The following is a 20,017-nucleotide window of genomic DNA, read 5'->3' on the forward strand; positions in this document are numbered from 1 at the left end:
CGTGCGTGGGCGTCGCGCGCGCCCGCTCGATCGCGCGCATCAGCTCAGCCCGAGTTCGTCGTCGATGTAGCGCAGAAGGTCGTCCTCGCTCGCCGCTCCGAGCTGGTCCACGCCGGTGTCGGGCTCCCCGGCGGTGTCACGGGCGCCCGACCGCTCCCGCCAGCGGACGAGCAGCGTCTCCAGCCGGGCCGTCACCTTCCTGACCTCGGCGTCGTCCTGCTCCTCGGCGAGCATCGCCTCCAGGCGGTCGAAGGGCTCGGTGCCCCACTCGCCGGTTTCCGCCTCGGGCAGCAGCAGCCCGAGCAGATGGCCGCTGAGCAGCTCGGGGGTGGGGTAGTCGAAGACGAGCGTGGTGGGCAGCCGGGTGCCGGCCACCCGGGCGAGCCGGTTGCGCAGTTCCACGGCGGTGAGCGAGTCGAAGCCCAGGGTGGTGAAGGACTGGGTGGCCGCGATCTCGGTCGGTTCGGCGTACCGCAGCACGGCGGCGACATGCTCGCGGACCAGGTTCAGCAGGGTCTCCAGCCGCTCGCCGGGGTCGACCTCGGCCAGCCGCCGGCGCAGCGCCTGGGCGTCCAGCGTGGTGGCGCGGCGCAGCGGGATGCGCACCAGAGTGCGCATCAGCGCGGGGACGGTGGCCGCGTCGCCGCGCAGACCCGCGGGGTCGAACCGGATCGGCGCGGTGTGGGCGCGGCCGGAGGCGAGAGCGTGGTCGAAGAGCGCGAGCCCTTCCTCGGTGCTCATGGGGAGCAGGCCACCGCCGCTCATGCGCCTCAGGTCGGCTTCGCCGAGCGCGGCGGTCAGCCCGCTCGCCTCGCCCCACAGCCCCCAGGACATCGAGGCCGCGGGCAGACCCGCGGCCCGGCGCCGGAGCGCCAGGGCGTCCAGGAAGACGTTGGCCGCGGCGTAGTTCGCCTGCCCCGGGGCGCCCAGCACACCGGCGGCCGAGGAGAACACCACGAACATGTCGAGGTCGTCGCCGGTCAGCTCGTGCAGATGCCAGGCCGCGTCGACCTTCGGCCGCAACACCGTCGCCAGCCGCTCCGGCGTCAGCGCCGTCACCACGCCGTCGTCCAGGACACCGGCCGCGTGCACCACGCCGCGCAGGGCGGGGATGTCCGCGACCAGTTCCGCGGCGGCGGCGCGGTCCGCGACATCGCAGGCCGCGATCCGTACCCGCGCGCCCAACTCGGTCAGCTCGTCGGCGAGTTCGGCCGCTCCGGGGGCGTCCATCCCGCGTCGGCCGGCCAGCACCAGGTCGGTGACGCCGTGGACGGAGACGAGGTGGCGGGCCACCGCCGCACCGATGAGCCCGGTGCCGCCGGTGACCAGCACCGCGCCTTCCCGGGGCGGCAGGGCGCCGGTGGTGGTGTTCCCGGCCCCGGTGTCCGTGTCCGCCAGGGCCAGCCGGGGGACGAACACCGCGCCCCGCCGGATCGCGAGCTCCGGCTCCTGCCCGGCCATCGCGGCGGCCAGCACGTCGAGGGGGATGTCCTCGGCGCCGGTGTCGCTGTCGACCAGCCAGAGCCGGTCGGGGTGTTCGGTCTGCGCCGAGCGCAGCAGCCCGTGCACCGCCGCCTGCGACAGATCCACCGTGTCCGCGTCGAAGACCTCGACCCCGCCGCGGGTCACCACGACCAGCCGGGTGTCGGCGAGCTTCTCGTCGGCCAGCCACTCGCGCACCCGCTCCAGCACGTCGGTGAGCAGTTCGCGGACCCGGCCTGGCACATCGCCATCGGCCGCCGAGGTGTGCGCTCGGCTGTCCGCGCAGTCCCAGAGCACCAGGTCGACGCCCTCGGCGACGGCCGCCGCGATCTCCTCGATCGATGCCTCGCTCGGCCACAGCCGCGCACGCGTCGGGCCCGCCGGCGCCGCGCGCTCCGCGGGCGCGGTGGGCCCGGTGGGCCGCGCCGGATCCCACGGCTGCCAGTTCACCGCGTACAGCGAGCGCGCGGCGGTCGCCCCGGCCGGCCGCAGCCGCTCGGCCGCAACCGGTCGCAGCGCCACCTGGTCCAGACTCAGGACGGGGGTGCCGAGGTCGTCGACGGCCCGGATGTGTACGGCGTCCTCGCCCGCGGGCGACAGCGCCACCCGTACGGACCGGGCGCCGTCCGCCCACAGCCGCACCCCGGACCAGGCGGCGGGCAGCACCGGTTCGGCGGGGTCGGCCCGGTCCGCGTCGCCCGGCAGCCAGGCGTGGCAGACGGCGTCGAGGAGCGCGGCCCGCGAGCCGGCGCCGCCCGCCGCCTCCTCGGGGACGACCACCTCGGCGAACACCTCGTCGCCGCGCCGCCAGGCGGCACGCAGCGCCTGGTACGCCGGGCCGTAGGCGTGGCCGCGCTGGAACAGCTCGTCGTAGCGGCCGGTCACGTCCATCGGCGTCGCCTTCGACGGCGGCCATACGCCGGCCAGTTCCGCGAATCCGGTGTCCCCGGTGTTCCCCGTGTCTGTCGTGTATGTCGTGTCTGTCGTGTGGTCCGCGGGCTCCAGTACACCGACGGCGTGGCGGGTCCATTGGTCGTGCGCCCGCTCTTCCGGCTGGTCTTCCGGCTGCGAGTGGACGGTCAGCTCACGGCGGCCCGTCTCGTCCGGCGCGCCGGCCATCAGCTGCACCCGTACGGCGCCCGTCGCGTCGAGGACCAGCGGCGTGTCCTGTTCGAACCGCGCGACTCCGCTCGCCCCGAGGTGGTGTGCCGCGTGGAGTGCCCAGTCGAGCAGCGCGCCGCCCGGCAGGACCACGGTGTCCTGCACCGTGTGGTCGGCCAGCCAGGGCTGACCGGCGACCGAGAGCCGCCCGGTGAACAGGACGGTGTCGGTGCCGGCCGGGGTGACCGCGGCCGTCAGTACGGGGTGGCCGGTCGGCCGCAGCCCGACGCCGCTCGCGTCGCCAAACTCCTGCGGCGCCTCCAGCCAGAACCGCTCGCGCTGGAAGGCGTACGTCGGCAGGTCCACGGGGGCGGCGGTGCCCGGGAGCAGCGCGGGCCAGTCGACCGGGACGCCGCGCGTCCACAGCGTGGCCGCCGAGCGCAGCAGTTCGGTGCGCTCGTCCTCCTCACGGCGCAGCGTGCCGACCACGACCACCTCGCGCCCGTCGGCGGCAAGGGCGATGTCGTCGATGGCGGCGGTGACCACGGTGTGCGGGCTCACCTCGACGAAGGTGTCCACGCCCTGGTCCACCAGCGCGGCCACCACGTCGGCGAACCGCACGGGCTCGCGCAGGTTCCGGAACCAGTACTCGGCGTCGGCCTCCGGGCCGTCCATCGGCTCCCCGGTCACGGTGGAGTGCCACCGGATGTCGGCCGGGCCGGCGGTGATGTCGCGCAACTCCGCCAGCAGCGGGTCCCGGACCAGTTCGACCTGCGGGGCGTGGGAGGGGTAGTCCACCGGGATCCGGCGGGCGCGCACGCCGTCCGCCGCGCAACCGTCGAGCACCTGACGCAGCGGCTCCTCGTCGCCCGCGATGACGACCGCGGCGGGGCCGTTGACGGCGGCCACCGAGACCGCGCCGACGCCGTCTGCGTCGTCTGCGTTGTCGGCTTTGCTGGCGTTGTTGGCGTATTGCTCGATGAGCTCCCGCGCCCGGTCGGCGGGCACCGCGAGCGACGCCATGCCGCCGCGGCCCGCCAGTTGGCCGGCGATGACGGCGCTGCGGGTCACCACGATCCGGGCCGCCTCGGAGAGGGACAGCACCCCCGCCACACAGGCCGCGGCGATCTCGCCCTGCGAGTGGCCCACGACCACCGCGGGGGTCACGCCGACGGCGCGCCACAGCTGTGCCAGCGACACCATCACGGCCCACAGCGCCGGTTGCACCACGTCGACCCGCTCCAGCGACGGGGCGCCGTCCGCGCCGCGCAGCACGTCGAGCAGGTTCCAGTCGGTGTGGGCGGACAGGGCCTCGTCACAGCGCTCCAGCCACTGGGCGAAGACGGGCGAGGAGTCGAGCAGCCCGAGCGCCATGCCCGTCCACTGGGCGCCCTGTCCTGGGAAGACGAACGCCACGGTGGCGCCGGGGCGCACCGTGCCGGTCACCACCTGGCCGTCGAGCGGCTCTCCGTCGGCCAAGGCGTCGAGGCCACCGGCGAACCCGGCGTGGTCGGCGGCGAGGACCACCGCGCGATGGTCGAACGCCGCCCGGGTGGCGGCCAGGGCGGCCGCGGCCGCCGCGAGGTCGACGCCCTCGGCGGCGTCGCGCAGCCGCGCGGCCTGGCCGCGGAGCGCGGCGGCCGACTTGGCCGAGAGCGTCCACGGCAGCACCGCGCCGGCCGGCGCGTCGACGGCGGGGGGCGCCGGCTCGGCGGTCGGCTCGGGCTCGGGTGCCTGTTCGAGGACGACATGGGCGTTGGTGCCGCTGATCCCGAACGAGGACACCGCCGCGCGGCGCGGGCCGCCCGTCTGGGGCCAGGGAACGGCGGCGGTCGCCAGCTCGACGTCGCCCGCCGTCCAGTCCACGTGCCGGCTCGGCTCGGCCACGTGCAAGGTGGCGGGCACGGTGCCGTGGCGCATCGCCAGCACCATCTTCATGACCCCGGCGATGCCCGCGGCCGCCTGGGTGTGCCCGATGTTCGACTTCACCGAGCCCAGCAGCACCGGACGGCCCTGCGGCCGGTCCTGGCCGTAGGTGGCGAGCAGCGCCTGGGCCTCGATCGGGTCGCCCAGGGAGGTGCCGGTCCCGTGGGCCTCCACCACGTCCACCTCGGCCGCGGTGACGTCCGACTTGGCCAGCGCCTGGCGGATCACCCGCTGCTGCGAGGGGCCGTTGGGCGCGGTCAGGCCGTTGGACGCGCCGTCCTGGTTGACCGCGGAGCCCCGTACAACGGCGAGGATCCGGTGTCCGTTGCGCCTCGCGTCCGACAGCCGCTCCACCAGCACCAGGCCGGCGCCCTCGGCGACCCCCATCCCGTCCGCGTCGGTGGAGAACGCCTTGGAGCGGCCGTCCCGGGCCAGGCCGCGCTGGCGGGTGAACTCGGCGAAGACCACCGGCGTGGCCAAGACGGTCACACCGCCCGCGAGGGCGAGGTCGCACTCGCCGCGCTGCAGCGCGGCGACCGCCATGTCGAGCGCCACCAACGACGAGGAGCACGCGGTGTCCACCGTCACGGCCGGGCCCTCGAAGCCGAGCGTGTAGGCCACCCGGCCGGTGGCCACGCTGCCCGCGTTGCCACCGGTGAGGAATCCGGCGACGTCCTCGGGTACGGACCGCAGCCGGGCCGCGTAGTCGTGGTACATCAGGCCCGAGAACACGCCCGTACGGCTGCCCCGCAGGCGCGTCGGGTCGATACCGGCCCGTTCGATCGCCTCCCACGACAGCTCCAGCAGCAACCGGTGCTGGGGGTCCATCGCCACCGCCTCACGCGGCGCCACGCCGAAGAACGCGGCGTCGAAGTCGGCGATGTCGTCGAGGAAGCCGCCCCGGTCCACCATGGAGCTGCCGGGGCGTTCGCCGGTCGGGTCGTACAGCGCCTCCAGGTCCCAGCCGCGGTCGGTGGGGAATTGGCCCAGCCCCTCGCCACCTTGGACGAGCAGGTCCCACAGGTCCTCCGGGGAGTCGACCCCGCCGGGGAACCGGCAGCTCATCCCGACGATCGCGATGGGCTCGTCCGGCGCGACCAGGCGCGCCACCTCGTCGTGCCCGGGCGCCCGGCCGGTCAGCAGCGAGTGGAGGTAGCCGCCCAGCGCGCCCGCGTTGGGGTAGTCGAACACCAAGGTGGCGGGCAGCCGTATGTCGGTGAGCTCGTCCAGGCGGTTGCGCAGCTCCACGGCGGTGAGCGAGTCGAAGCCGAGGTCCTTGAAGCCGCGGTCCGTGGCGATCGCGTCGGCACCGGTGTGGCCGAGTACGGTGGCGGCCTGCGCCCGGACCAGGGCCACCAGCAGGTCCTCGCGCTCGTCTTCCGGTGCCGCGTCGTACCGCTCCCGCCAGCCGCCCGCCGGTGCGGCGCCGGCCGCGCGGCGGGCGGGGGTGCGCACCAGGGCGCGCAGCAGCCGCGGCGGCTCACGGCCGTCGGTCGACGCACGCGGCAGGTCGAGCCGGACGGGCAGCGTGTGGGGGTGGTCGAATGCGAGGGCGTGGTCCAGGAGGGCGAGCCCTTCCTGCGTGGTGAGGGGGCGCAGCCCGGCCCGGCTCAGCCGGCGCCGGTCCACCTCGTCGAGACCGGCGGTCAGCTCGCTGGTCTCCTCCCACAGGCCCCAGGCCAGGGAGTGGGCGGGCAGACCCTCGGCGCGGCGGCGGACGACGAGCGCGTCCAGGAAGGTGTTGGCAGCGGCGTAGTTGGCCTGTCCCGGGGTGCCGAACGTCCCGGCGGCCGAGGAGAACAGCACGAACGTGGCCACGTCGCGGGCGAGTTCATGGAGGTGCCAGGCGGCGTCGGTCTTCGGCCGCAGCACGGTGTCGAGGCGCTGGGGCGTCAGGTCGGTGACCACGCCGTCGTCCAGGGCGCCGGCCGCGTGGACGATGCCCCGCAGCTTCGGAATGGAGTCGAGAAGGACCGCCAGCGCGTCACGGTCGGCCACGTCGCAGGCCGCCAGCCGCACCTGGGCGCCCCCCTCGGTCAGCTCCGCGGCGAGCCGCGCCGCGCCGGGCGCGTCCGCCCCGCGGCGGCCGACGAGGACCAGTTCGGTGACGCCGTGTGCCGCCACCAGGTGCCGGGCCACGGCCGAGCCGACGACTCCGGTGCCGCCGGTGATCAGTACTGCGCCCTCGCCGGACCACGGGGCCGCGGCCTCGGTGGCGGGCGCGCCGGGCCGGGTGAGCAGGGGGACGAAGAGCCGGTCGCCGCGGACAGCGGCCTCGGGCTCGGCCGCCGCCACCAGCGCGGCCACCACCTCGGCCGGGACCTGGGCGCCGTCGCCGTCGATCAGCCAGAAGCGGTCCGGGTGTTCGGACTGCGCGGACCGCACCAGCCCGTGCACCGACGCGTGCACCGGGTCCACGCGGTCGCCCGCCTCGGCCGGCACCGCGTCGCGGGTCAGCACGGCCAGCCGCGCGGCCGTGGCGCCCTCGTGCGCCAGCCACTCCTGGATCCGGGCCAGCACCGCACGGTTCAGGATCCGTACCGCGCCGGGGACGTCGTCGTCGGGCACCGCCACGGCCGCGCAGTCGAGCAGCACCACGTCCGGGCCCTCGGCCAGGGCGTCCTCGACCGGGGCGCCGTCGGCCCACACCGCCACCCGCGCCGCCGCCACGGGCCCCTGCGGCTGCCACCGGTCCCAGCGGGGCACATACAGCGACCGGGCCGCGGCCGAGCTCCCCGGCGCGGTCGCCAGGGGGCGCAGCACCAACTGGTCCACGGCCGCGACGGGGGCGCCGCTCGCGTCGGCGGCCCGGACGCGTACGGCGTCCTCGCCCGCGGCCGTCAGCCACACCCGTGCCGTACGGGCCTCGGTCGCCCAGGCCCGTACCCCGGACCAGGCGAACGGCAGGCGCACCGCGCCCTCGTCCCCGAAGAGCCCGCCGAGTCCGGTGGCGTGCAACGCGGCGTCCAGCAGGGCGGGATGGACGACAAAGCCCTCCGCCGTGGTGTCGTCCGCCAGCGCCACCTCGGCGAACACGTCGTCGCCGCGCCGCCACACCGCCCGCAGTCCCTGGAAGGCCGGGCCGTACTCGTAGCCGCGCTCGAAGAGCGTGTCGTAGAAGTCCCCCACCTCGATGGCCGAGGCTCCCGGCGGCGGCCAGGTCCCGCCCAGGGGACCGGGCTCGGCGGGGGCCGGTGCCGTGTCGGGGGTGAGGGTCGCGGCGGCGTGCCGGGTCCACTCCGCCGGGCCGTCGGTTCCGTCCCTGCCGGTGGCGTCGTCGGGGCGGGAATGGACGGTCACGGTCCGCGCGCCGGACGCGTCGGCCTCGGCGATCTGCACCTGGAGGGTGACGCCCGCGGTCCCGCCCAGGGTCAGCGGGGTCTGCAGGGTCAGCTCCGCGAGGTGCCCGCAGCCGAACTCCCGGCCCGCCGCCAGGGCCAGCTCCACGAACGCGGTGCCGGGCAGCAGCACCGAGCCCAGCACCGCGTGATCGGCCAGCCACGGCTGGGCGGCCAGGGTCAGGCGGCCGGAGAGCACGGCCGAGTCGGCGCCGGCGGGGCGGGTCGCGGCGGTCAGCAGCGGGTGGTCGGCCGGGTCGAGCCCCAGGTCCGAGGCGTCGCCGGTGAGCGCCGGGGCCGGCAGCCAGAACCGCTGCCGCTGGAACGCGTACGTGGGCAGGTCGACCGGTGCCGTGGCGGGCGGGAGGAGCGCCGACCAGTCGACATCGACACCCCGGGTCCACAGCGTGGCCACCGACCTGGTCAGCGCGGCGCGTTCGTCCTGGTCGCGGCGGAGCGACCCGGCGACCACCACATCGCGCCGACCCGCGGCCGCGGCCACGTCCTCGATCGCGGCGGTCAGCACCGGGTGCGGGCTGACCTCGACGAAGGTGTCCACCCCGGCTTCCAGCAGGGAGTCCACCGTCTCGGCGAACCGCACCGGCTGGCGCAGGTTGCGGTACCAGTACCGCGCGTCGCAGGCCGTGGGGTCCGCCGGTCCGGCCGTCACCGAGGAGTGCATCGGGACGGTCCCGGCGCGCGGGGTGATCGGCGCGGCCAGTTCCAGCAGCCGCTCGCGCAGCGGCTCGACGTGCGGGGTGTGGGAGGCGTAGTCCACGGGGATGGTGCGGGCCCGCACCCCCTCGCGTTCGGCGGCGGCGACCACCTCGGCGAGCGCGTCCGGCGCACCGGCGATCACGGTGGCGGCCGAGCCGTTGACCGCGGCCACCCACACGCCGTCGCGGTCCCCCATGAGTTGGGTGGTCCGCTCCACGGACGCGGCGACCGAGACCATGCCGCCCTGGCCGGCGAGGTCCTCGGCGATGACCCTGCTGCGCAGGGCGCTCAGCCGGGCCCCGTCCGCCAGGGACAGCACACCGGCGGCGCACGCGGCGGCGATCTCTCCCTGGGAGTGGCCCACCACCGCGGCGGGGACCACGCCGAGGGAGCGCCACAGCGCGGCCAGCGACACCATCACCGCCCACAGCGCGGGCTGCACCACATCGACGCGGGTGAGCGCCGTCTCGTCCCGCACCACCTCGTGCAGGTCCCAGTCCACGTGGGGAGCCAGCGCCTCGGCGCACTCCCGGAAGGACTCGGCGAACACCGGGGACGACTCCAGCAGCCCGGTGGCCATGCCGGCCCACTGCGACCCCTGGCCGGGGAAGACGAGCGCCGTCTTCGCCCCGGGCCTGGCGACGCCGCGCACGGTGTCCGCCGTATCCGCCGTGTCGTCGGCTCCGTCGGCCAGCGCGTCGAGTTCGGTCAGGCACGCGGCGCGGTCGGCGGCGAGGACGACGGCGCGGTGGCCGAGGGCGGCCCGGGTGGAGGCCAGCGCGGCGGCGACGGCGGGATCCGACAGGGCGTCCGCCTCGCCACCGGTCAGGAAGGCGCGGAGCGCGGTGGCCTGGCCGCGCAGCGCGGGCCCGCTCTTGGCGGACAGCGTCCAGGGCAGGGGGCCACCGCTGATCAGCGGCTCGGCGGGCGGTTCGGGGGCCTCGGCGTCCTCGGCCTCGTCGGGTGCCTGCTCCAGGATGACGTGGGCGTTGGTGCCGCTGATGCCGAACGAGGACACCGCCGCCCGCCGGGGCCTGCCGGTCTTCGGCCAGGGGACGCGCTCGGTGGCCAGTTCGACGGCTCCGGCGCTCCACTCGACGTGCGGGGTGGGCTCGTCCACGTGCAGGGTCGGCGGTACGACACCGTGGCGCAGGGCCATCACCATCTTGATGACCCCGGCGACGCCCGCCGCGGCCTGGGTGTGGCCGACGTTCGACTTCACCGAGCCGAGCAGCAGGGGCCGGTCCTCGGGCCGGTCCTGACCGTACGTCGCGATGAGGGCCTGGGCCTCGATGGGGTCGCCCAGGGTGGTGCCGGTGCCGTGCGCCTCCACGACGTCGATCTCGGACGCTGACACTCCGGCGCCGGTCAGCGCCTGACGGATCACCCGCTGCTGGGCCGGACCGCTGGGAGCGGTCAGCCCGTTGGACGCGCCGTCCTGGTTCAGCGCCGAGCCCCGGACGACGGCCAGGATCCGGCGGCCCTCCCGCCGGGCGTCGGACAGCCGCTGGAGCACCAGCAGCCCGGCCCCCTCGCCCCAGGCGGTGCCGTCCGCGGACGCCGCGAACGCCTTGCAGTACCCGTCCTTGGCGAGCCCGCGCTGCTTGCTGAACTCGGTGAACGCGTCCGGGGTGGCCATCACCATCACCCCGCCGGCCAGGGCGAGCGAGCTCTCGCCGGTGCGCAGCGAGCGCATCGCCAGATGGAGGGCGGACAGCGACGAGGAACACGCGGTGTCGACGGTGACCGCGGGCCCTTCGAAGCCGTAGGTGTAGGAGATCCGCCCGGACAGGATGCTGGAGGCGCTGCCGGTCAGCAGATAGCCCTCGCTGTCCTGCGGGCCGCCCGGGCCGCCGGCCCCGTAGCCGGACAGCACGCCGCCGATGAAGACACCCGCCTTCTCGCCGCTCAGCTCGCCGGGGTCGATGCCGGCCCGCTCGAACGCCTCCCAGGACGCTTCGAGCAGCACCCGCTGCTGCGGGTCCATCGCCAGCGCCTCGCGGGGCGAGATCTCGAAGAACTCGGCGTCGAAGTCGGCGGCGCCGTCGATGAACCCGCCCTTACGGATGTAGGAGCTGCGCGGGCGCAGGCCGTCGGGGTCGTACAGGGCGCCCAGGTCCCAGCCGCGGTCCGCCGGGAAGTCCGCGATGCCCACGCGCCCGTCGGCGACCAGCTCCCACAGCTCCTCGGGCGAGCTCACCCCTCCGGGAAACCGGCAGCTCATCCCGACGATGGCGATGGGCTCGCGGGCGGCGTCCTCCACCGCGCGCAGCCGGGTGTGGGCGTCGCGGGCGTCTGCGATCGCCTGCTTGAGGTATTCGCGGAGCTTCTGCTCGTTCGACATCGAGGCCTTCTTCAACGATCTGTGGCGATCAACGGGGCACGTCGTGTGGGAGCGGGGCGGCCCGCCTGTCGGGTCAGCTGGTCCACGGCCTGTTGTCCATGAGGTCGAACAACTCCGCGTCCGTGGCCGAGTCCAGGTCGGGGCCGTCGTCCCGGGCCTCGGCGTCCGTCCACTTGGCCAGCAGGGCACGCAGCCGCGTGGTGAGTTCCGCCCGGCCGGGGTCGTCGCCGGTGACCTCGGCGAGGACGGCCTCCAGCCGGTCGATCCCGGCCGCGGCCAGTTCCACGGGGTCGATCTCGGGCACCAGGTGGTGTCGGAGATGGGCGGCCAGCGCGGCGGGCGTGGGGTAGTCGAAGACGACCGTGACCGGCAGCCGCAGACCGGTCGCGGAGTTGAGGCGGTTGCGCAGCTCCACGGTGGTCAGCGAGTCGAAGCCCATCGTCTTGAACGGCCGCTCCGCGCCCACGGCGGCGGGGTCGTCGTGGCCAAGCACCACCGCGGCCTGGGTGCGCACCACGTCGGTGAGCAGCTGCTCGCTCTCCTGGGGCGCCAGGCCCGCCAGGCGCTCGGCCAGCCCGCCGCCGGCCGCGGACGCCACCGAGGCGTCGGCGACGGCCCGCTTGGCGGCGCCGCGCACCAGCCCCCGCAGCAGCGGCGGGATGGCCCCGGTGAACCGGGAGACGTCCAGGCGCACCGGCACGGTGTGGGCCTGGTTGCGCGCGACGACGGTGTCGAACAGGGCGAGCCCGTTCTCGGTGGACAGCGGCTGCACACCGGTGCGGCCCATGCGGTCCAGGTCCGCCTGGTCCAGGTCCCCGGTCAGCTCACTGCGGTCGGCCCACAGGCCCCAGGCCAGCGACTGCCCCGGCAGCCCCGCCCGGCGGCGCTGCTGCGCCAGCGCGTCCAGGAACGCGTTCGCCGCCGCGTAGTTGCCCTGCCCCGGCGCGCCGAACACCCCCGCGGCCGAGGAGAACAGCACGAACAGCGACAGGTCACGGTCGCGGGTCAGCTCGTGCAGATGCCACGCCGCGTCCACCTTCGGCCGCAGCACCGCGTCGAGGCGCTCCGGTGTCAGGGCCGACACCACCCCGTCGTCGATGACGCCCGCGGCGTGCACCACCCCGCGCAGCGCGGGCAGCTCGGCCAGCAGCCGGGCCAGCGGCTCACGGTCGGCCACGTCGCAGGCCACCACCCGTGCGGTGGCGCCGAGTCCGGCGAGCTCGGCCACCAGGTCGGCCGCGCCGGGCGCGTCCGCCCCCCGGCGGCTGGTCAGCACCAGGTCCCGTACGCCGTGGGCGGTGGCGAGGTGGCGGGCCACCGCGGCGCCGATGACGCCCGTGCCGCCGGTGACCAGCACGGTGCCGTCCAGCGGGCCGGGCGGCGTGGTGAGCGCGACCTTGCCGATGTGGCGGGCCTGGCTGAAGTACCGGAACGCCTCCGGGGCCTGCCGGGTCTCCCAGGCGGTCACCGGCAGCGGGGTCAGCGCCCCCTGGTCGAACAGCTCCACCAGGTGCGCCAGCATCTCGTTGATCCGGTCCGGGCCGGCGTCGCCGAGGTCGAAGGAGCGGTAGAGCACGACGCCCGGCCAGGCCGCGGTGACGGCATCGGCCTCCCGGATGTCGGTCTTGCCCATTTCGATGAACCGGCCGCCCGGCGCCAGCAGATCGAGCGAGACGTCCGTGAACTCCCTGGCCAGGCAGTTCAGTACGACATCGACGCCACGGCCCTCGGTCTCGGCGCGGAACCGCTCGCCGAACTCCAGGGTGCGCGAGTTGGCCACCCGCTCGGGCGGCACGCCGGTCCCCCGCACCACCGGCCACTTCGGCTCGCTGGCCGTCGCGTACACCTCGATGCCCCAGTGGCGGGCCAGCTGCACGGCCGCCATGCCCACGCCGCCCGCCGCCGCGTGCACCAGCAGCGACTCCCCCTCGCGGATCCCGGCCAGGTCCTGGAGCCCGTAGTAGGCGGTCATGAACACCGTGGGCACCACCGCCGCCTGCGCGAACGACCAGCCGCGCGGCATGGGCGCCAGGGTCCGGCTGTCGGTGACCGACAGCGGCCCGGCGTACGAACCCGACAGCAGCCCCATCACCCGGTCGCCGACCGCGAAGCGGGTGACGCCGGGGCCGACCTCGACCACCACGCCGGCGCCCTCGCAGCCGAAGGCCACGTCCATGAAGGACTCGGCCATCTTGACCACGCCCAGGGCGAGCAACACATCCCGGAAGTTCACTCCGGTGGCGCGCACCTCCAGGCGTACCTGCCCCTCGGCGAGCGGCGCCTCGGCCTGCGGGCAGGACACCAGGCCAAGGCCCTCCAGGGACCCGCTGCCGTCCACGTCCAGGCTCCACGCCCCGCCCTCGGGTACGGTCAGCGCCGTCTCCCGCGCCACCCGGCCCAGCCGCGGTACCAGCGCTTCTCCCAACCGCACCGCGGCCTCGAGCTCGCCCGCCGCCAGCTGCGCGGCCACCACCTCGGCCAGCGCCGCCGCCGACCGGACGTCGCCGTCCAGGTCCAGCTGAGCGATCCGGCCGGGGTTCTCCGAACACGCCGAGCGCACCAGACCCCGTACCGCGGCCTGGGCGACGTCGACCGTGTCGCCCGGCGCTGCGGACACCGCGCCGCGGGTCACCACCACCAGACAGGCCGACATCATCTCCTCGGTGGCGAGCCAGTCCTGGACGGCGGCCAGCACCGTGCCCGCCGCGGTCCGGGTCGCCGCGGGAATCTCCTGCCGGCCGGCGTCCGGAAGGGGCAGGATCACCACGTCCGGCGCCGGGTCGCCGGACCGTACGGCGTCCCGCAGCGCGGCCAGGTCCGCGAAGGACCGCGCGCCGTCGATCGCCGGCCCTTCGCCGAGCGGCCCCTCGCCGAGCAGGGCCAGGCGCGGCTCCTCGGCCGGAGCCGCGGGCAGGGCGGTCCAGTCGAGCTGGAAGAGCGCGTCCAGGCGGGGCCCGGGCTCGAGGCCGGCGGCCGACACGGGCCGCATGGCCAGGGCGTCGATGGTCAGCACGGGCAGCCCGGCGGTGTCGGTCATGGTCACCGAGACGGAGTCGGCGCCGTTCGGCGCCAGTCGGACGCGTGCGGTGGTGGCGCCGGTGGCGTGGAGGCGGACACCGCTGAAGGAGAACGGCAGCCGGGGCTCCACCTCGGTGCCGTGGTCGAGGGCGGAGGCCACCTGGCAGTGCAGGGCCGCGTCCGCGAGGGCCGGGTGCACCCCGAACCGTCCGGCCTCGTCCGCGCCCTGCTCACCCAGCGCGATCTCCGCGAACAGCTCCTCGCCGCGCCGCCACAGGGCGCGCAGCCCGCGGAACACCGGGCCGTACGCATAGCCCCAGTCCCGCAGTCGCTCGTACAGCCCGTCGGTGCTCACCGGATGGGCGCCCTCCGGCGGCCACACCCCTGGTGCGGCGGCCGGGGGCGTGGCGGCCGGATCAGCCGTCAGGGTGCCGGTGGCGTGGCCGGTCCACTCGGCCGGTACGCCGTCGTCCCCGGCGGCGGCGCGGGAGAAGACGCGCACCGGGCGCTGCGCGTGTTCGTCGAGCCCGCCGACGGTCACCTGGATGTCGACCGCCCCTTCCGCGGACAGGGTCAGGGGGCTCTGCAGCACCAGCTCCGCGACCTGTTCGCAGCCGGTGTGCTGCCCGGCCCGCAGGGCGAGTTCCACCAGCGCGGTGCCCGGCACCAGCACCTGGCCGAGCACCGTGTGGTCGGCCAGCCACGGGTGGGTGTCCCGCGACAGCCGGCCGGTGAACACGAACCGGTCGTCCTCGGCCACCTCCACGCCCGCGGCCAGCAGCGGATGCCCCACGAGCGACAGCCCGGCCCCGGACACGTCCCCCGCCCCGTGGCCGGACCCCGACAGCCAGTACCGGCGGCGCTCGAAGGCGTACGTCGGCAGGTCCACCGGTGTGCCGTCGCCGAACACCGCGCGCCAGTCGACGTCCACCCCGTGCGCCCACAGGTGCGCCAGTGAGGTCAGCATGCGCCGGGTCCCGCCGTCGTCGCGCCGCAGGGTCCCGGTGACGACCGCGTCCCGGCCGCTGTCCTGTGCCGTGTCCTGCACCGGCGGCAGCAGCACCGGGTGCGGGCTGACCTCCACGAAGACGGTGTTGCCCTCGGTGAGCAGGGCGCGGACGGTGTCCTGGAAGCGGATCGGCTCGCGCAGGTTGCGGTACCAGTACTCGGCGTCCAGCGTCTCGCCGCGCACCGGCGCGGCGGTGACGGTCGAGTACATCGCCACCTCACCGGCCCGGGGGGTCACGGGCGCGGCCAGCTCCAGCAGTTGGTCCCGCACCCGCTCGGTGTGCGGGGTGTGCGACGCGTACTCGATCCCGACCTTCCGCGGCCGCAGCCCGGCGCTCTCCGCCGCGGCGCGCACCTCGGCGAGGGCGTCGAGGTCGCCCGCTACGACGGTCGACTCCGGACCGTTGACCGCCGCGATCCACACGCCCTCTCGGCCCTCGATCAGCTCCTCGGCCCGCCCCGGCGACGCCGCGACGGACACCATGGCGCCCTTGCCGGACAGGTGCTCCGCGAACACCCGGCTGCGCAGCGCCACCAGCCGCGCCCCGTCCTCCAGCGACAGCGCGCCGGCGGCGCACGCGGCGGCGATCTCACCCTGCGAGTGGCCCACCACCGCGGACGGGACGACGCCGAGGGAGCGCCACAGCGCGGCCAGCGACACCATCACCGCCCACAGCACGGGCTGGACGACATCGTCGCGCTCCAGCGGCTCCGCGTTCCGCAGCGCGTGGATCGGGTCCCAGTCCAGGTGCGGCGCGAGCGCCTGGGCGCACTTGTCCATCGAATCGGCGAACACCGGTGCCGAGTCGAGCAGTTCGGTGGCCATACCGGCCCACTGGGAGCCCTGACCGGGGAAGACGAACACCACGCCGGAGGCGTCCGCTGCGGCCGAGCCGGTCACCACGTGCGCGGACGGCTCGTCGGCGATGACCGCGTCCAGCCCGCCGAGCAGCCCGTCCCGGTCCCCGGCCAGGACGACGGCACGGTGCCGCAGGCCCGCCCGGCTCAGCGCCAGGGACCTGCCGACGCCGGCCGGGTCCGCGGCGGTGGCGAACTCGCGCAGCCGCGCCGCCTGACCGCGCAGCGCGGCCGGAGTGTGCCCGGACACCACCCACGGCAGCGCCGCTCCCGCCTCGGCGAGCGGCGCCGTCCGGTCGGCCTCCGGGGGCTGCTCGTCGGCCGCGGGCGCCTGCTCGAGGATGATGTGGGCGTTCGTACCGCTGACGCCGAACGAGGAGATTCCGGCCCGGCGGGGCTGCCCGCTGTCGGGCCATGCGGTGGCGGCGGTCGCCAGCCGCACCGCGCCCGCGCTCCAGTCGACGTGCGGGGTGGGCTCGTCCACGTGCAGGGTGGGCGGCACGGTGCCGTGGCGCATCGCCATCACCGTCTTGATCACGCTCGCCACGCCCGCGGCGGCCGCGGTGTGGCCGATGTTCGACTTCACCGAGCCGAGCAGCAGCGGCCGGTCCTCGGGCCGGTCCTGACCGTACGTCGCCAGGAGCGCCTGCGCCTCGATCGGATCGCCCAGCGACGTACCCGTGCCGTGCGCCTCGACCACGTCCACCTCGGCGGCGGACAGCCGGGCGTTGGCCAGGGCCTGGCGGATCACCCGCTGCTGCGACGGACCGTTCGGCGCGGTCAGCCCGTTGGACGCGCCGTCCTGGTTCACCGCGCTGCCGCGCATCACGGCCAGCACCTGGTGGCCGTTGCGGCGCGCGTCCGACAGCCGCTCCACCAGCAGGACGCCGACGCCCTCGCCCCACGCGGTGCCGTCCGCCCCGGCGGCGAAGGCCTTGACGCGGCCGTCGGGCGCCAGGCCCTGCTGCTTGCTGAACTCGGTGAACATGCTGGGTGTCGACATCACCGTCACCCCGCCGACCAGCGCCATGGTGCACTCCCCGGTGCGCAGCGCGTGCGCGGCCAGGTGCAGCGCCACCAGCGACGACGAGCAGGCGGTGTCCACGGTGAGGGCCGGCCCCTCCAGGCCGAGGGTGTAGGAGATGCGGCCGGAGGCGACACTGGCCGCGTTCCCGATGCCCACATGGCCCGCCACCTCCTGCTGGGGCGCGCCGAGCAACAGCGTCGCGTAGTCCTGGCCGTTGGTGCCGACGAAGACACCGGTCCGGCTGCCGCGCAGCGACCGCGGGTCGATGTGGGCCCGCTCCAGGGCCTCCCAGGACGTCTCCAGCAGCAGCCGCTGCTGCGGGTCCATCGCCACCGCCTCGCGCGGCGAGATCCCGAAGAACTCCGCGTCGAACTCGGCGGCCTCGTACAGGAATCCGCCGGCCCGCGTGGCCGAGGTGCCGCCTTGTCCCTGGTCGGCGCCGAACAGGCCGCCCAGGTCCCAGCCGCGGTCGGCGGGGAACTCCCCGATGGCGTCGGTGCCGTCCGCCAGCAGCCGCCACAGGTCCTCCGGGGAGCCGGCGCCTCCGGGGAACCGGCATCCCATCCCCACGATGGCGATCGGCTCCCGCTCGGCTTGCTCGACCTCGCGCAGCCGCCCACGGACCTTGTGCAGGTCGGCGGTCACCCGCTTGAGGTAGTCGAGAGTCTTGTCGTCGTCACCCATCGTGGATCCCATCCGTGTCCTGCGCCCTTTTTCCTGCTCGCCGCTCACGCTCAGACTCCGAGCTCGTTGTCGATGAAGTCGAAGACCTCGTCCCTCGTCGCGGAGCGGATGTGTTCGGCCGTGGTCGTCTGGGTGGCCGTCTCACCCGTGCCGCCGCCCCAGCGCGCCAGCAGCGCCTCCAGCCGGGCCACGATGTCCGGGTGGGAGCCGGCTCCGGCCGCCGCGACCGTCGCGAGACTGCCCTCCAGCCGGTCGATCTCCGCGAGTACCGAGGCCTCGGTGACCTCGTCCTCGCCCAGTGCGGCCCGCAGATGTCCGGCGAGCTCACGGGGCGTCGGATAGTCGAAGATCGATGTGGCGGGCAGGGCCAGCCCGGTGGCCTCGCCCAGCCGGTTGCGGAACTCGACCGCCGCCAGCGAGTCGAAGCCGAGGTCCCGGAAGGGTTTGCCCGGCTCGATCCCGTCGATGGTGGCGTGTCCGAGCACCTGGGCCGCCTGGGTGCGGATCAGCTCGACCAGCGCCTGCTGCCGCTCGGGGCCGGAGAGCCCGGCGAGCCGCTGGTCCAGCCGCGCCGCGGTCTCCGGCGCGGGCTCGGCGGGTGCCTGGGCCCGCTTGACCTCGGGGATCTCGTCGAGCAGGGTGCTCGGCCGCGCCGCGGTGAACGACAGCGCGAACCGCTCCCAGTCGACATCGGCCACGGTGAGCAGCGGCTCGTCGTGGTCGATGGCCTGCTGGAGGACATCGAGCGCCGCCTGCGGCGCGAGCGGGCGAACACCGCGCCGGCGCAGATGTGCCTCGGCGTCGTCGCGCGCGGCCATGCCGCCCCCGCCCCAGGGTCCCCAGGCGATCGAAGTGGCGGTGCGGCCCCTGGCCCGGCGCCGCTGGGCCAGGGCATCGAGATAGGCGTTGGCCGCGCCGTACGCGCCCTGGCCGGCGCCGCCCCAGACCCCGGCCGTCGAGGCGAACAGCACGAAGGCGTCCAGGTCGGTGTCGGCGAAGAGCTCGTCGAGGTGGCGGGCGCCGTCGACCTTGCCGCCGCAGATGGCCGCCACCTCCTCGGGGCCGGTGTCCGCGATGCCGGTGGGCGCCGCGGTGCCCGCGGTGTGCATCACCGCGCTGATCTTGACGCCGTCCGCGGCGAGTTCGCCGAGGAGGGCGGCCAGCGCCTCCCGGTCGGCGACGTCGCAGGCGGCCACCGTCACCCGGGTCCCCAGCCCGGTCAGTTCGGCCTCCAGCGCGGCGGCCTCCGCCGCGGCCGGGCCCCGGCGGCTGGTGAGGACCAGGTGTTCGGCCCCGGCGTCGGCCAGCCGACGGGCGACATGCGCGCCCAGCGCCCCGGTGCCGCCGGTGACCAGCACGGCTCCGCGCGGTGTCCAGCGAGGTCCGGGGTCGGCGGCGGTCTGTGGCGCCCGCGTCAGCCGCCGGGCCAGCAGTCCGCCCGTACGGACGGCCACCTGGTCCTCGCCCGTGGCGCCCGCCAGGACGGCGCACAGCCGGGCGGCGGCGCGCGGATCCGCCTCGGTGGGCAGATCGACGAGACCGCCCCAGCGGTCGGGGTGTTCGAGGGCGGCCACCCGGCCGAACCCCCACAGCTGGGCCTGGTCGGGGTCGACGTCCTGGTCGCCCGCGACCGCGACCGCGCCGCGCGTCACACACCACAGGGGCGCCGCGACCTCGAGGTCGCCCAACGCCTGCACGAGGGCGAAGCCCGAGCCCAGGACCCACGACGGGTCCGTGGTGCCGGAGAGCGCCAGCAGCGACAGGACGCCCCGCACGGGCGTGTCGGGCCGGGCGGCGCGCAGCCGGTCGGCGATGGCGTCGGGCGCGTCGCCGGTGACGTCGGCGCGCACGACGTCGACTCCTTGGCGGGCCAGGGCTTCGAGGCACAGCTCGGCGGCCGCCCCGCCCGCGGTGACGACCAGCCAGGTGCCGGTCAGCGTGGCGGCCGGTTCGGCGATCGGCCGCCATGTCACCGCGTAGCGCAGGTCCTGCGCCGCCGAACGCTCCTGGGAGCGGCGACGCCAGCCCGACAGCACGGGCAGCATCTCCCGCAGTGGAGAGCGCCGCTCCTCCTCGTCGACGCCCAGCGTGCGGGCCAGCGCGTCCACGTCCTCGCTCTCCACCGCGGACCAGAACGCCCGGTCAGCCGTGGCGGGGCCGCGGTCGCCGGCGGGCTCGGGCGCTTCCAGCCAGTAGCGCTGCCGCTGGAAGGCGTAGGTGGGCAGGTCGAGCCGGGGGGCCGGGGCCAGCGTGGGCCAGTCGACGGCCGTGCCCCGGGTGTACAGCCGGGCCAGAGCCTGGGTGAACGTGGTGATCTCGTCGTGGTCGGGCCGGGTGGTCGGCACCGCGAGGGAGGGGATCTCGGTGCTGACCGAGGCGAGGTGATCGGCGGCCAGCGCGGTCAGCGTGGTGTCGGGGCCGATCTCGACGTAGTCGGTGACGCCCTGCCTGCCCAGCCATGCCAGACCGTCGGCGAACCGCACGGCCTGTCGCGCATGCCGCAACCAGTACTCG

At 75.7% G+C, this 20,017-nt stretch carries 3 protein-coding genes; all 3 read right to left on the bottom strand.

The window, feature by feature from the left end; genetic code table 11:
- Positions 1–39: 39 nt before the first annotated feature.
- Positions 40–10,827, bottom strand: a complete 10,788-nt coding sequence (locus tag PV419_RS21560; protein WP_415925357.1) for an SDR family NAD(P)-dependent oxidoreductase — start codon at positions 10,825–10,827, stop codon at positions 40–42.
- A 154-nt stretch (positions 10,828–10,981) separates the two neighbouring features.
- The gene (locus PV419_RS21565; protein ID WP_415925358.1) at positions 10,982–17,503 is read right to left on the bottom strand and encodes an SDR family NAD(P)-dependent oxidoreductase; all 6,522 of its coding nucleotides are present in this window, start codon (positions 17,501–17,503) and stop codon (positions 10,982–10,984) included.
- A gap of 50 nt (positions 17,504–17,553) precedes the next feature.
- A partial coding sequence (locus PV419_RS21570) for an SDR family NAD(P)-dependent oxidoreductase (RefSeq protein ID WP_319691271.1) occupies positions 17,554–20,017 on the bottom strand: 2,464 nt, incomplete at its 5' end.

Source organism: Streptomyces sp. ME19-01-6, assembly GCF_033793745.1.
In the GTDB taxonomy this organism is placed as follows: Bacteria; Actinomycetota; Actinomycetes; order Streptomycetales; family Streptomycetaceae; genus Streptomyces.

Excerpts from the sequence above, each read along its gene's own strand:
- PV419_RS21565 (WP_415925358.1), bottom strand. The coding sequence starts at position 17,503 with ATGGGTGACGACGACAAGACTCTCGACTACCTCAAGCGGGTGACCGCC.